This is a genomic window from Iodobacter sp. CM08 (assembly GCF_033446605.1).
Taxonomy (GTDB): Bacteria; Pseudomonadota; Gammaproteobacteria; order Burkholderiales; family Chitinibacteraceae; genus Iodobacter.
The window spans coordinates 20,354-35,196 of record NZ_JAWQUO010000032.1; the positions used below are offsets into that span (position 1 = coordinate 20,354).

Below are 14,843 nucleotides of genomic sequence, written 5' to 3' on the forward strand. Positions count from 1 at the left end.
ATAAGCCTGAGTTATACACACGAAAATGGTTAAGAAGTGTGGATTGTCAAGTATTAAAGAAAAATTAATCCATTGTTACGTGTTTTTGTAAGTGATTGATTTTAAATGATTTAATTTAAAGTTCAAAAAATAGGCAAGCTAAGCACATCCCCGATTCTATTGGGGTTTTGCCACTTATTCGCAGTTAATCCACAAAGTTATCCACACAATCTGTGGGTAGTCTTGTTTGGCTCATGTTTGCAGGGTACGTATGACCGGAATATTAAAGAATAGTTGCTATTTAACTGTCGCTCTTGATGTTCCGCTTACACGCTCTTTTGAATATAGCTTTACAAATGAGATTGTGCCAATGGTGGGCGAGCGGGTGATTGTGCCCTTTGGCCCACGCAGTTTGGCAGGCGTGGTGCTGGCGGTATCGTCTGAAACGCAGTTTGATAGCAGCAAAATTCGCCAGATCACAGCCCTGCCTAGGGATATGCCGCCACTGCCCGCCGATATACTGGCGCTGAGCCGCTTTTGCGCAGAATACTATGGCCACCCCTTAGGGCAAGTGCTCGCAACGGCCTTGCCCGTGGCTTTGCGCCAGCCTAAGGCGTTTATTCCTCCTGAGCCGAGCGGTGTGTACCAAGCGAGCGATGTAGCGCTGCTATTGGCTAATATATCGGCTCGCGCCCCCTTGCAAAGGCGGCTGGCGGAGATGCTGGCACAGCCAATGGCGCGTGCCGAGCTGGCGGCGGTGTCGCCAAGCGCTATGAAGTGGTTAAAAGCATGGCTAGAGGCAGGCTGGATAAGCTTTACTGCCGCCTTGCCCGATGCGATTCCCCTGCCACTCGCGGCGGCGCTTGCCAATAGTGACCAGCAGGCGGCAATTGATCAGATTGTGGGTGCAGCAGGCTTTGCCGCTTTCCTTCTATTTGGGATTACCGGTAGCGGTAAAACTGAAGTCTATTTGCAGGCGATTGCCCATTGTCTGGCCCAGGGCCGTCAAGCCTTGGTGCTGGTGCCAGAAATTAACTTAACTCCGCAGCTAGAGGCGCGTTTTAGGGCGCGTTTTCCTACCGCGCGCATAGTGGCCTTGCATAGTGGCTTAAGCGATAAAGAACGGGTGGTGAGTTGGCTTTCAGCCAGCCGAGGTGAGGCGCATATTGTGCTTGGCACGCGGCTGGCGGTATTCACCCCCATGCCAAGGCTGGGTATGATTGTGGTGGATGAGGAGCACGATGCTTCATTTAAGCAGCAAGAAGGTCTACGCTATTCGGCGCGTGATGCGGCAGTGTACCGTGCGCATCAACGGCAGGTGCCGGTGGTGCTCGGCTCGGCTACGCCAGGCTTAGAGACTTGGCATAATGCTCGCCAAGGTCGTTATCGCCTGATTGCCCTGCAACACCGCGCTGTGGGTGGCGCCATGCCACCGCAAATTGAAATTATCCCCATGCACCGCGCCAAGACGGTAGAGGGCTTGCATCAGGCCACCTTAAATATCATGCGGGATCATCTGGCATCGGGGCAGCAGGTGCTGGTGTTTATTAATCGCCGTGGTTACGCGCCGGTATTGTCTTGCGGCGAATGTGGCTGGTTGGCGGAGTGCAAACGCTGCTCGGCCAAATTGGTGCTGCACTTAAAAGAGCGACGTTTGCGCTGCCACCATTGTGGCTATGAAGAGCAGATTCCTGCTGCTTGCCCAGATTGTGGTAATCAAGATTTACGCCCACTAGGGCAGGGCACACAGCGGGTAGAAACGGCTTTAGAAGGCTTGTTTCCTGAGGCGAAAATCTTACGTATTGATCGAGATAACACACGGCGTAAAGGCAGCTTGCAAGAAATGCTGCGCCAAGTGAGTGCGGGCGAGGCTAATTTACTGGTTGGTACGCAAATGATGGCGAAGGGGCATGATTTTCCATCGCTTAATTTAGTGGTGGTGCTCAATGCCGATGCTGGCTTGTTTAGTGTGGATTTCCGTGGTGAAGAGCGTATGTATGCACAGCTCTTGCAGGTGGCGGGCCGTGCTGGGAGGGCGGGTACACAGGGACGGGTGTTGATTCAAACCGGCTATCACGATCATCCTTTTTACAGCCAACTTTTGGCGCAGGATTACGCGGCTTTTGCTGATAGCCAGTTGGATGAGCGGCGCAGTATGCAGCTGCCCCCGTTTGCTGCTTATGCCTTGCTACGCGCCGAAGCAGAAGATGGGGCCTTGGCAAAAGCGTTCCTTGCTGAGCTACAAAGTGTTTTGGCTGATGCACCTGGCGTGCAGATGTTTGATCCTATCGCGGCCAGTATGCAGCGCAAAGCGGGGATGGAGCGTTGGCAGCTATTGGTGATGTCTGATGCCCGCCATCCTTTGGTGAATGCACTGAAGCGGATTATGCCCATGCTGGAGGCGCGCAATAATAAGGTGCGCTGTATTTTAGATGTGGACCCGATCGAGCTTTAAAATAACCCAATCTGTATTGAGCATGCGTAAGTAAAAAAGGCCTTCCACTCTGGGTGGAAGGCCTTTTGCATTTGGCTTAGGGCATTAATGAATGCCGCCGCTCGCTTGGAAGTGTTTCTCTAGTTTATTTACCCCTGCCGCCATAAGTAACGTGAGGATTAAATACAGGAAAGAAATGGTCAGGTACGGCTCCCAATAGCGGGAGTAGGCTCCAGCCACGGTTCGGGCTGCATAGGCTAGCTCAGCAAGTCCAATGGCGGAAACCAGTGAGCTATCTTTGAGCAGCATAATGGCTTCATTACCCAGCGGTGGCAACATGCGTCTGAAGGCTTGCGGGATAATCACAAAGCGCATGGTTTGCCAGTAGTTCATCCCTAAGGAGCGTGATGCTTCAAACTGCCCTTTGGCAATGGACTGAATCCCTGCACGGAAAATCTCGGTGATATACGCGCCAGCATTGAGGGTAAGCGCCACAAGGCCAGACATAAATGCGCCGTAATCTTGGCGCATGGTTGCTGCTAAATCGCCACTAATCAATAAGCCATCCGTGGGGTGAACCAACATCGGCATGACGGCAAAGTGGGTGAGTAAGATCTGTACAAATAAGGGCGTGCCACGAAAAAATGTGACGTAAGCGGATGATGGCCAGCGGATAAGAAAGCGAACGGGGTATTTCCAGATTCCATGTTTAACATCAGCAAGGCGGGCCATCCCTGCAAATAGGCCGATTAAAGTACCAAAAACCACCGCAATAAGAGTAATACCAATGGTCATTTGCATGCCATCGATAAACAGTGAGCGATATTCCCAAACAATCTGTAATTGAAAGTTAGATAGAAGGGGAACTGCGGTTTGCATCTGTTGCCAGAATGTAATGAAGTCCATTGTCATGCCATATTCAGATTGCAGAATAAAAAAGCGCAAGCCAGCAGGATTGCGCTTCTGAAAGATATACGCCCGATTTTAAATGATTAAGCTTAGTTTCCGAAGTACTTCTTGTGGATTTTGTCGTAAGTGCCATCGGCTTTAATGGCAGCGATGCCTTTATTAAGCTTTTCTATTAGCTCTTTATTACCTTTCTTTACGGCAAAGCCATAGTATTCTTTTGCGAAAGTTGCATCATCAATGGTTTTTAGACTAGATGACTTATTATTGGCAATAAAGTTAATCACTACACCATTATCAGCAACAACGGCATCAACCCCGCCATTTTGCAACTCTTTAATCGCCAGTGGGGTAGATTCAAAGCGCTTGATATTAGGATTTGTTTTACCAAGCAGTTTTTGTACGATCTCGTCACCCGTGGTGCCCGTTTGTACCCCCACTTTTTTATCTTTCAGTGCTGTAAAGTTAGTAATGTTACTTTTTTTACCAATAGCAATGAGTTGTTTAGCTTCAAAGTAAGGGTCAGAGAAGTCCATGCTTTGTTTGCGTTCAGGCGTAATGGTTACGGCGGAGGCTACTAAATCACGATCACCTGAGCTAAGCGTCGCAAAAATACCTTCCCAAGGGGTGTTGTGCAGTTGAACTTCTATGCCAGCTTTTGAGGCTACTGCTTTAATGACATCCATATCGAAGCCAACGATTTCTTTCTTCTCGTTTACAGACTCAAATGGTGCGTAGGCCGCATCCGTTGCAACTTGATAAACCTTGGCTGCATAGGCTTGCGTGGAGAGCAGTGTTGCACTGGCAAGCAATAGAATTATATTTTTTTTGCTGAACATATTGTGATCTCTCTGCATTTGAGTGGTTTACCGATTCTGTGCCGTAACGCATTCGGTAAGGTAAGACTAAGTGCTGGGTTCTTATTTGAATATCAGGCTATTCCCGCATTTTAAACAGCATAAATGAGCGGTTTTATTTTGCAAGTAGGGGCTTGATATACCCCAATAAAAAAGGCTCTGTCTGCGTTAACAGTTGAAATACGTTCTTCTCGCTATACTGAAATATAGGTCGCAAGGAGAAAGCATCATGAAATCTTCTGTATTTCACGAATGGATGAAATCTTTGCCGCAATTGAGTCGCGTGCAGCGGATTCATCTACTCGAAGCGGTCAATTTATCGATCAACCAAGATGAGATCGCTTCCAGTCTTGAAGAGAACAACATACCGCAGTGCAATCGCTGCGGCGGCTCACACTATTACCGCTGGGGGAAGCAAGCGGGATTGCAGCGTTATCGTTGCCGTGATTGCCGACATACCTACACCGTTTTATCCGGCACGCCGCTGGCACGACTGCGGCACAAAGACCAATGGCTGCAATACAGCAAAGCCTTGATTCAGGGGCTAACTGTTCGTGCCGCAGCCACTGAATGTGGGGTACACAAAAACACGAGCTTCCGTTGGCGGCACCGTTTTTTGACGCTTCCTTCGCGCCTTAAACCCCGATTATTACAAGGTATCGTTGAGGCTGATGAGACCTATTTTCCTTTGTCTTTCAAGGGTTCACGCCATCTGCCACGTCCCGTACATCGGCGCGGGCATGCGCTCCGAAAAAAAGGGACGGGCAAAGATCAAGTCCCCGTTTTGGTGTTACGCAATCGGCAAGGAGTTACCACCGATTTTAAATTACTCGTTGCGAATACGAAGAGTATCGAGCCGGTACTGTCTGCTGTTCTGGCTCCTGATGTCATGCTGTGCAGTGATGGCGCGGCGGCCTATCGTTTGGCAACAGCACACTTAGGCCTCAGCCACTGTGCCGTGAATCTCAGCCAAGGCATCCGTGTTCGAGGGGCTTATCATGTGCAAAATGTGAATGCATATGATAGTCGACTCAAAAATTGGATGACTCGTTTTCATGGCGTAGCCACCAAATACTTAGAAAGCTATTTAGGCTGGCGGCGATGGTTAGACCGTGCAGGCAAAAATATCACAGCAAAATCAGGGATTGAGCAGGCGATAGGAAAAAATATCCTTTTCAACTATTAATGCAGACAGAGCCATAAAAAACCGGCAAATGTAGTGGCCGGTTTTTTATTGGGTGATTGCTGTCTGGATTATTGCAGCAAAGTAGTGATTAACTTGAGGGGTTAAGCAATCATTTCTTCCATGCCTGAGCCTAGGTCGGTGATTTCTTCTAGTTGAAGGCTAAATGCGGCTAGATCCATGTTTAAGAAGGCAAAGGAAGCTGTTGGCAAGCTTGCCGCCCATTCTTCGCTGGTACTAAGGTCGGATTCTTTTTGGGCGATATGCAGGGCAATATGCAGAATATGGCTTAATTTAGTTGGTGGTTCTTGCTCGTTGGGCGTGTTTTGGTATTTCACGGCCATTTGGATGTCCACTGGAAAATTCCAACGTCTAGCCAGCTCTTCACCCACCATCACATAGTCAAAGCCAATGTTGTTGGTTTCTAGGGCGACACGATCTGCTGCACCATTGTCTACATATTGATCAATTTTTACGGCTAGCTCTGGTGCCACAATATGAATGAGCATCTCACCAATGCTATGAATCATGCCGGTGGTGAAGGCGATTTCACCATTAAATTTGGCTGATTTAGAGATCCATTTAGCCAGTGTTGCAACGCGCAGGCTATGTTTCCAGAAACGTTTGCGATCAAAGCCGGGCGTGGTGATAAAAGCGCCCGTTACACCAGAGGCCACCACCAAAGTGCGTACGGTGTTAAATCCGAGCACCACAACGGCATCGTTGACAGAGGCAATTTGTCTGGAAGCACCAAAGTGGGCAGAATTAGCTAAACGTAGCACTTTTGCGGTAATGACTTGATCTAGGGCGATTTTTTTTGCAATTGTTTCGATATCAATATCATCTTTACTAAAGCTATCTATTAGCTCTTGAACAACTTTGGGTATGGTGGGTAATTTGTGTGTTTGTTCGAAAACTTCTTCAAGTTTCATGCTGCTCTCCCGTATTGCCTGCATTTTATGTTAATGCCGTCTTTATCCTAGAACAAGCCTAGGCTCTTCGCTAGCCACTGACTAGGCTTAAGCGGCTATTGTTTTGTAATTTAAAAAAAAGGCGACGCAAGGGTCGCCTTTTTTGATGGCATTGGTATGAAAGCTATATATTACTTAGCTTCACCTGCAACGACTTCAATGACTTCCCACTTGCCGCTCTTAACTTGGTAGACAGTGATTGGGCCGTTTTTGATATCGCCTTTTTCATCAAAGCTGATGACGCCGGTTACGCCCTTGTATTCAATTTTTTGTAATTCAGGCAGGTATTTTGCGGGCTCAGTGGAGCCGGCTTTTTTCATGGCCTCAATCATTACTTTGGTAGCATCATAATTGTAAGGTGCGTAGAGATTAACTTCTACACCAAACTTAGCTTTAAATTTGGCTAAGAATTCTGCGCCACCTGGCATGCTTTCTTTGGATTGGCCTGGGCTTGAAGAAATCATGCCTTCAGAGTCAGCACCCGCTAATTTAATAAATTCTGGAGTTTGTGTACCATCGCCGCCCATGATTTTGGCGGCAATACCCAGCTTTTTAGCTTGTTTTTTAAGGGGGGCGGCTTGAGCATCCATACCACCGTAAAACACGAGGTCAGGTTTTGCACCTTTAATGCTGGTCAAAATAGCGTTGAAGTCGGTTTCTTGGTTGGTGGTGAATTCGCGTTTCACTACTTCCGCCCCTGCGGCTTTGGCTGCTTTTTCGAACTCATCAGCCAAGCCTTGGCCGTAAGCCGTGCGGTCATCAATGATGGCTACTTTCTTAGCTGCCAATTTTTTAACTGCAAAGTCACCCAATACCTTGCCCTGCTGCGCATCATTACTCATCACGCGAAAAGCGGATTTAAAGCCTTGAGCGGTATAAGCCACGGCGGTAGCGGATGGGGAGATTTGTGGAATACCGGCGTCAGCGTAGATTTTTGAAGCGGGGATGGTGGTGCCAGAATTCATGTGGCCGATAATCCCTGCCACTTTCATATCGACAAAGCGTTGAGCCACGGTGGTCGCTGTTTTAGGATCGGCCTGATCGTCTTCTGAAACCAATTCAAATTTGATTTTCTTGCCGCCAATATCGGCACCGCCTTCAGCGTTGACTTCGTCGATGGCCATACGCGTGCCATTTTCGTTGTCTTTACCAAAGTGGGCGTTATTACCGGTAAGCGGTGCAGAGTGGGCGATTTTTACGGTGTCACCGCTGCTGGTGGTGGGTTTCGCTGTTTCAGCGGCTGCTTGGCTGGCGACTTCCTTGGGGGCTTCTTGTTTGCCACATGCGCCTAAAGTCAGGATGGCTGCCGCGATAAGGCTGTAACGTGCAAAAGTCATATCATTTCTTCCTTGGTGTTTATGATTGCGTCGCAGGCCGATGCCTGCCTTATTAAAGGCTATTCACTATTACGCTCGCAATCGAATTTCGGGAAATAGCAGTGAGCTGTATCTAAGGCGCAACAGAGTCTTTTGCTTGGTATTTTTACCCATGTGGCATGTGTCGTAGAGATTGAGGCTGATTTAGCCCCTGCCTAGCTAAGGAGTGTGGTTGTTTGGCCTTGTTGACTTAGAGTAGGCCCTGTTCTGCCATAGAAATGACCTGATGTGCAGCAACAATGCAGTGGTCGAGTAAGCTCACGTCGATAATCTCTAAAGTATGGCGCAATTGTTGGGTGATATGGATATCCGCATCCGATGGCTTGGGGCTGCCTGAGGGGTGGTTATGCGCCACGATCACTGCTGCAGCATTGAGCGCTAAGGCGCGCCTTGCCACTTCTCGCGGGTAGATGCGTGTTTCTGACAGCGAGCCTTTAAATAAGGTTTCCGCGCTGATGAGCTGGTGTGCGGTATTTAGAAATAGCGCATGAAACTCTTCATGATCTAGCCCGCGTAAGCGCAGCTGCAAAAATGCTTTTACTGAGGCGGGGGAGGTAAAGGCATCGACAGTGCGTAGTTTCTCACTTAAAGCGCGTTTCGCCATTTCTAATACGGCTTGCAATTGGCAGTATTTAGCGGCACCCATGCCGTGTACTTGGCAAAGCGTATCGAGTGGCGCTTGGAATAGTTTTTCTAATGAGCCAAAGTGCAGCAGTAAATCGCGGGCTAAATCAACCGCGCTTTTGCCTTTTACCCCAACGCGTAAAAATAAAGCCAATAGCTCGGCATCACTGAGGCTTTCAGCACCATGTGCTAAGAGCTTTTCTCGGGGCCGCTCATCTTCGGGCCAATCGGTAATTGCCATTACGTAAACGCCGTTATATCCAGCACTTAGTGTAGGTGTTTAAGTGAGTTGCTGCGCATAGGCGCAGCAACTCTCCCTATCAGCGTTGTTTGTACTTAGGGGATAAACGCAGGTTTAAAACTTATAGCTGGCCTCAATACGGATATCGCGGCCTGCTTCAGGGTGGCCTAAGACTTTTTTCAAGCGGGCATGATAGGCAAAGGTGGCTTGATCGTAATACTGCTGATCAAACACATTCTTAACGGCAAAGCGCAGATTAAGCGTGTCTTTTTTGAGTGGCTGCCAGTTTACATACAGATCGTTTACGCCAAAGCCTGCTTTGGTCATCGGCGTAGTGCTGGCGACGGGGGTGTAGTCTAAAGCTTCAACAAAACGACCTTGCCAGCCAAGTTGCAGGCTATAAGTAGGGATGTCGTAAGCAGCATGGGTCGTCCATGAGCGGCCATAGCTGGTACCTAAGCCCTGATCACCATCGCTAAATGGCTTACCATCGCGATCACTTTTGCTTTCTGCAATAGATAGGCCGATACGCAAATTACCCTCGCGATATTCAGAACGCAGCTCGTAGCCCTTGATGTCCACATCGGCCACATTCATACGGCAATCTGCATCGGGGTTAGCCGTGCAAGTGTCGACATCAATGAAGTTGTCGATATTTTGTTGGAATAAATTACCGCTCAGAGTGAAGCCTTTGTTTGTAAAAACAAAGCCCACTTCAGAATTACTGGCTTTTTCTGCCTCAATTTTTGGCGCATTTGCCCAAGCAATCATATCGAGTAAAAAGACTTCATTTAAGCCTACGCCACGCAATGCCTTAGCGTAGCCTGCTTTTAGCTGCAGGCTATCGATGACTTGCCAGCTCACTCCGGCGCTTGGTGAGAAGCCGTTACTTTTGAAGTTTTGATTATGGTTATCAGTGTAGTCGTAGCGATCATAGCGCAGACCTGCAGACACATTTACCTTGCCAAAGTCGAGTAGACCTTCAACATAGCCACCCGCAACGGTGCTTTCTTCTTTACCTGAGCCAGTATTTTGGTAAGGGTCACGGATTTGATTGGTTTGTGAGTTTTCTTTGCGTAAGTTTACGCCGTACTTAAGCAGGTGCTCGCCAATGGCGCTTTTTAAGCCAATATCTAGGCCTTGGGTGGTGATGGATTCACTGCTGTATTCACCGGCTTTATTGGTGCGATCGCCTTCTACTTTGGATTGATAAAGGGTCGCTTCAATGCGGGAGATCGGGCCAAAGTCTTTGCCATCATATTTTAATGAGGTGGTGTTGCGCAGCAGGCTTTGCGGCATGGCTTCGTTAGGTAAAACGGGGTGCTTAAAGCCGACCATATTGGCACGTAGATAGCGGGTGCCTTTGTCTTCCGTGGCTTGATGGCTGAGCGAGAGGCGTTGGCTTTCGCTGATATTTGCGCCCAATTTAATTAATAGATTGCGCTGTTTGGAGCCGGAATTTATTTCATCAATCCCACCGCCGCTTTGGTAGTCGGATAAATCTAGATGGCTGGCAGATATTAAGCCATCTACGCTGCCAAAGCGGCCGTAAACGGTGGCTCCGGTTTTCCAGCCCTTATTACTCATTAGGCCACCAGAGAGCAGTGCGCCGGTGTTTTGGCCTTCGCTTAATAAATCGCTGGCATCAAGGGTGAGCACACGAATCGCCCCGCCTAAAGCACCAGGCCCTGCACTGGCTGCCGCCGTGCCTTTTTCGATTTCGACGCGCTTAATTAAAGCCGGATCAATCACCAGAGTGCTTTGGTGATGGTAGAGGTGATTATTTTGTGTGGCACCATCAATCGATACATTCAGCATCGATTCTTCCATGCCGCGGATATAAACCTTTTGCGCGACAGGATTGCTACCGCCACTGACGCTGATTTCTGCGTCTTGCTTAAACATATCGTGCAAATCACGCGCTTGGCTTTCTTTTAGCTGAGCGCGCTCTACTGTGCCGTCTTGGCTGGGGGTTTGTGCAATAGCCTGTACGGCTGGCAATTGCACGATATCTTCAGCATAAACATTGAATGCAAGGGGTAAGAGCACAACTAAGCTGCGTAAGGGTAAAGGGGGCATAGCAAACACTCCGTAAGCATTCTTATCTTTTAAATGAGAATTGTTTTCATTAGAATGATGGCATTTTTACACAAGCTGTGCAGGCTGTCCTTTGCGTAAGACAACAAAATCTTTGCGTGGAGAGTGGTTTTTCTTTCTATCGCTTGTTGATTGCGGGCATAAAAACTAGGTTAGGAAATGGGTAAACGTGAGGTTGATTTTCATCAGGCTGACTTAGATCATTTGTTTGGCGATGAAGCGCAGAATGTGCCGCAGCAGGGGGCCTTACTTCGTGGGCGGTTTATTGTCGAAGATTTACGACCAGGGCTGTCTTTGCACGGTAATGAAGTCGAGTTTTTACAGGCGCACGATAGTGAGGGGCCGCTAAGCCCAGGGCTAAGGCTAATCATTATGCTGGAGGGTAAAGTGGATGCCTGCTTTGGCCCGCTATCATTAGAATTGGGAGGAAGTAATCGTTGCTTGCTGGTGTCTAGTGTGGAGGATGAGCTACTGAAGCGGCAGATTGCGCAAGGTGGGTATCAGCGACAGATTGTGCTTGCCTTGGAGCAAAGCTGGTTTGAGGAGGGGGGGCTATCCTCAATGGCGGATTTTAAAAGTGTGGAGTGCTTCTGCTCACAACACTTAGCCCATCGCACGCTGCATCCTGATCGGGCATTATTACAGCTTGCCGAAGGCCTACTACAGCCCTCATACGATAGCCCGTATTTACAAAAAATTTACCGTGAATGCCATTCACTTGAGCTGATTCTGTTTGCCTTGAATCAGCTTAAACAAGCCGTGCCACTGAAGGCCCGTTCACGGCATCGGGCGGCTCAGCTATTGGAATTATTACAATCCGATGCGGCTGGCCAAATGTCGCTAGAGCAAATGGCGCAGAATTTAGGGAGTAACACCACCACATTACAAAGAGAGTTTCGTGCGATATATGGCGTAAGTATTATTACTTGGTTACGGCGGCATAAATTACAGGAGGCACGCCAAGTGCTTGAACGTGATTCATGCAGCGTGTTAGACGCCGCTTTGCTTGCGGGCTATAACAGCCCCGCAAACTTTGCGACGGCGTTTAAGCGCGAGTTTGGATTTACACCTAGGCAGGTGGGGCAGCGGTTTATGTAACTTCGGTTATGCACAGCGATGTTTAGCCCATGAAAAGTACTCAATATTATAATTAGGTCTTTTCTTGATTTGTTTTTATATTAAGTGGTTGATTTAAAACGAATCACAATGCGTTGTTTGTTTGTATTTTTTGAGTTTTATAAATAATTTATTGTTTATCTTGTTGTTATGTCATCAAAACAGCCACTTATAATAAATGTTAAATAGCTTAGGGCTACAGCTTGTTGACTAAAATCTTGCATTGCAAAATATTATTACGGTTAATGCCATGGTCTATCCTCAGTTAAACTAATGGCTGTATATGATTGAAAAGGTGCTTACTATGAGCCAAAAACGCATCGTACTTGGGGTAACGGGTGGTGTTGCCGCTTATAAATCGGTTGAGCTGGTGCGCTTGCTGACCAAAGCGTCTTATGAAGTGCAGGTGGTGATGACGGAAGCTGCGACCCAATTTGTGGGGCCGGTGACGTTTCAAGCGGTATCGGGCCGCCCTGTTTTTGTGGATTTATGGGATGGGCGTGCGCCTAATAATATGGCGCATATTGATTTAACCCGTGGTGCCCATGCCATTGTGGTGGCACCAGCGACGGCTGATTTTATGGCCAAGGTGGCTCAGGGCTTTGCCAATGATTTGTTGTCTACGATGGTGGCCGCAAGAGATTGTCCGCTATTGCTGGCCCCCGCTATGAATCGGCAAATGTGGGAGAACCCACCTAATCAGCGCAATGTGGCGCAGTTGATGGCTGATGGCGTGCAAATTTTAGGGCCGGGAGAGGGTGAGCAGGCCTGTGGTGAGGTGGGGCTTGGGCGAATGCTAGAGCCAGATGACTTGCTGCAGCATATTGAGGCTTTTTTTCAGCTGAAGTTATTGGCAGGTAAACGGGTGTTGATTACCGCTGGGCCTACGTTTGAGCGGATTGATGCAGTGCGCGGTATTACTAATAGTAGCTCGGGTAAGATGGGCTACGCCATTGCGCGTGCGGCTTGGGAATCTGGTGCAGATGTGGTGCTGGTTTCAGGGGAAACTGCCTTGGCTGCGCCTTTAGGCTGCCGACGGATTGACGTGCAAAGTGCGGAGGAAATGTTGCAAGCGGTGAATGCCGAGGTGGATGAGGCAGATATTTTTATTAGTGTTGCGGCGGTATCTGATTACTATGTGCTCAATCCATCTGAGCAAAAAATTAAAAAAGACGCACATATTCTGACGTTGGAGCTAGGGCCAAATCCAGATATTTTGGCTAATATCACCGCCAGAGATAATCCACCCTTTTGTGTGGGCTTTGCTGCGGAGTCTGAAAACCTGTTGGAATACGCTGAAGCTAAGCGTCGGCGTAAAAAACTACCACTACTCGCGGCCAATTTAGTGCAAAACGCGATGGGCGCAGATGATAATGAAATTATTTTGCTTGATGATGACGGAGAAACCCGTTTAACTCGCGCCCCTAAGCTGGATGTGGCGCGTCGTTTGATCGCTCATATCGCTCGGTTGTATCAAAAAAGGTAAACAAAATGTCTGTTATCGATGTAAAAATTTTAGATACGCGGCTGAGAGAAAACCTGCCGCAATATGCAACCAAAGGTTCGGCTGGCTTGGATCTGCGTGCTTGCCTTGATGTACCTATGGTGCTGGCGCCTGGTGCTACTCAGCTGGTGCCAACGGGTATGGCGCTTCATTTGGGTGATCCGGGCTTGGCGGCGATGATCTTGCCTCGCTCTGGCTTAGGACATAAACACGGGATTGTGTTGGGTAACTTGGTGGGTTTGATTGATTCAGATTATCAAGGGCAGATTTTTGTCTCGGTATGGAATCGTAGCCAAGTGCCTTTTACTATTCAGCCAATGGAGCGCATCGCGCAGCTGGTGATTGTGCCTGTGGTACAGGTGGATTTTAATCTGGTGGATGAATTTTCTGAATCAGATCGCGGTGCGGGTGGTTTTGGTAGCACAGGTAAGCATTAATTGTTGTGAAGCATAAAAAAACGGGCGTAAGGCCCGTTTTTTTATGCTTGAAAGAAAGTAAGTCTTATAACTGGGATTGCAAATAATTAGGTAGGCCAATGGCCTTGATTAGGCCCAATTGTTGTTCTAACCAATGCGCATGATCTTGTTCGGTATCATCTAAAAGTTTGATCAACATATTACGGGTAACGTAATCTTGTTCTTGCTCGCAGATGGCAATAACGCGTTTTAGTGCGGTAGCTACATCATATTCAGTGAGTAGATCGTTATGCAGCATGGCAGGTACATCTGCACCAATGCGTAACGCGTCACGGCCAGCAACATCAGGGATCCCGCCTAAGAATAAAATGCGTGCAATAAGCAGCGTGGAATGGCCAATTTCATCTTGGCGCTCATGATCGATGCGCTCATAGAGCTTGCTATAGCCCCAATTATGATACATCTGGCTATGTACAAAATACTGGTCAACAGAAGTCAGTTCAGTGACCAGTAGCTCTTTTAAGCCTGCGATTACATTGTTTTTGCCTTGCATGATGATCTTCCTTAGGCTTCGATTTGTGATTGGAGATAATTAGGTAAGCCCAGCGAAACTTGTAGCTCGGCTTGGGTTTCTAGCCAATCAACGTATTCTTCTTCGTCCTCAAGGAGATCTTCTAGGATATCGCGTGAGACATAATCTTGCTCTAGCTCACAGGTTTCAATGGCTAGCCGTAAAGTGGTGAGGTGGGCGCTGACGAGTTTTAAATCACACGCTAGCATTTCAGGGGTATTTTCGCCGATATAGAGCTTGCCGAGCTGTTGTAGATTAGGCAGGCCTTCTAGCATCAGGATGCGCGTAATCAGCTTGTCTGCGCGTTTCATGGCATCAATCGATTCGTGATAAACCGCATCATTTAGCTTTTTTAAGCCCCAGTTGCGGTACATACGTGCGTGTAAGAAAAATTGATTGATGGCGATTAATTCATTGCCAAGTACGCTATTGAGCGAGCTTAAGACGAGTTTGCTACCTTGCATTATGTATTCTCCAAAGTATCAAATCTAATTAATTCTTAATTAGATTTGATTTGATTTCAGGGGTTTTCTCCCTTTTTATATGGAATATAGCTTTTTATAATTTT

Annotated in this window: 12 protein-coding genes and 1 pseudogene; 5 read left to right on the forward strand and 8 right to left on the reverse strand. The window is 47.8% G+C overall.

Annotated elements, in window-relative coordinates; genetic code table 11:
- Positions 1–250: 250 nt before the first annotated feature.
- Positions 251–2,434, forward strand: a complete 2,184-nt coding sequence (locus tag R6242_RS16725; protein ID WP_318428921.1) for a primosomal protein N' — start codon at positions 251–253, stop codon at positions 2,432–2,434.
- 84 nt (positions 2,435–2,518) lie between these two features.
- Here the strand turns inward: R6242_RS16725 and R6242_RS16730 are convergent, their stop codons facing one another.
- The gene (locus R6242_RS16730; protein WP_318428924.1) at positions 2,519–3,319 is read right to left on the reverse strand and encodes an amino acid ABC transporter permease; all 801 of its coding nucleotides are present in this window, start codon (positions 3,317–3,319) and stop codon (positions 2,519–2,521) included.
- A gap of 92 nt (positions 3,320–3,411) precedes the next feature.
- Entirely contained in the window at positions 3,412–4,158 is a 747-nt protein-coding gene (locus R6242_RS16735) for a basic amino acid ABC transporter substrate-binding protein (protein WP_293938233.1), read from the reverse strand.
- A 247-nt stretch (positions 4,159–4,405) separates the two neighbouring features.
- Here R6242_RS16735 and R6242_RS16740 point away from each other — a divergent pair.
- Positions 4,406–5,379 (forward strand): annotated as a pseudogene (locus tag R6242_RS16740) (IS1595 family transposase).
- A gap of 84 nt (positions 5,380–5,463) precedes the next feature.
- On the opposite strand, the gene R6242_RS16745 reads toward R6242_RS16740, so the two are convergent.
- The 4 genes from R6242_RS16745 to R6242_RS16760 all read right to left on the reverse strand — a co-directional run bounded on the left by R6242_RS16745 (position 5,464) and on the right by R6242_RS16760 (position 10,650).
- Positions 5,464–6,291 (reverse strand): HDOD domain-containing protein, encoded by an 828-nt coding sequence (locus R6242_RS16745; protein ID WP_318428932.1) that lies wholly within the window; start codon positions 6,289–6,291, stop codon positions 5,464–5,466.
- Positions 6,292–6,461: 170 nt separating this feature from the next.
- Complete coding sequence (locus R6242_RS16750) at positions 6,462–7,667, reverse strand: branched-chain amino acid ABC transporter substrate-binding protein (RefSeq protein WP_318428935.1); 1,206 nt, start codon at positions 7,665–7,667, stop codon at positions 6,462–6,464.
- A gap of 229 nt (positions 7,668–7,896) precedes the next feature.
- Positions 7,897–8,571 carry a RadC family protein gene (radC, locus tag R6242_RS16755; RefSeq protein ID WP_318428938.1) on the reverse strand — a complete coding sequence of 225 codons (675 nt, stop codon included), beginning with the start codon at positions 8,569–8,571 and terminating at the stop codon, positions 7,897–7,899.
- A 114-nt stretch (positions 8,572–8,685) separates the two neighbouring features.
- Complete coding sequence (locus tag R6242_RS16760; RefSeq protein ID WP_318428941.1) at positions 8,686–10,650, reverse strand: TonB-dependent receptor domain-containing protein; 1,965 nt, start codon at positions 10,648–10,650, stop codon at positions 8,686–8,688.
- Positions 10,651–10,827: 177 nt separating this feature from the next.
- Here R6242_RS16760 and R6242_RS16765 point away from each other — a divergent pair, with 177 nt between their 5' ends.
- The 3 genes from R6242_RS16765 (at position 10,828) to dut (ending at position 13,725) form a co-directional block, all read left to right on the forward strand.
- Positions 10,828–11,766: an AraC family transcriptional regulator gene (locus tag R6242_RS16765; protein WP_318428944.1), complete on the forward strand. Its 939-nt coding sequence runs from the start codon at positions 10,828–10,830 to the stop codon at positions 11,764–11,766.
- 322 nt (positions 11,767–12,088) lie between these two features.
- Positions 12,089–13,270 (forward strand): bifunctional phosphopantothenoylcysteine decarboxylase/phosphopantothenate--cysteine ligase CoaBC, encoded by a 1,182-nt coding sequence (coaBC, locus tag R6242_RS16770; protein WP_318428947.1) that lies wholly within the window; start codon positions 12,089–12,091, stop codon positions 13,268–13,270.
- A gap of 5 nt (positions 13,271–13,275) precedes the next feature.
- The gene (gene dut, locus R6242_RS16775; RefSeq protein WP_318428950.1) at positions 13,276–13,725 is read left to right on the forward strand and encodes a dUTP diphosphatase; all 450 of its coding nucleotides are present in this window, start codon (positions 13,276–13,278) and stop codon (positions 13,723–13,725) included.
- A 64-nt stretch (positions 13,726–13,789) separates the two neighbouring features.
- Here the strand turns inward: dut and bfr (R6242_RS16780) are convergent, their stop codons facing one another.
- Both bfr (R6242_RS16780) and bfr (R6242_RS16785) read right to left on the reverse strand, forming a co-directional pair.
- Entirely contained in the window at positions 13,790–14,257 is a 468-nt protein-coding gene (gene bfr, locus R6242_RS16780) for a bacterioferritin (RefSeq protein ID WP_293938249.1), read from the reverse strand.
- A gap of 11 nt (positions 14,258–14,268) precedes the next feature.
- Positions 14,269–14,739, reverse strand: a complete 471-nt coding sequence (bfr, locus tag R6242_RS16785; RefSeq protein ID WP_293938251.1) for a bacterioferritin — start codon at positions 14,737–14,739, stop codon at positions 14,269–14,271.
- Between the last annotated feature and the right edge of the window lie 104 nt (positions 14,740–14,843).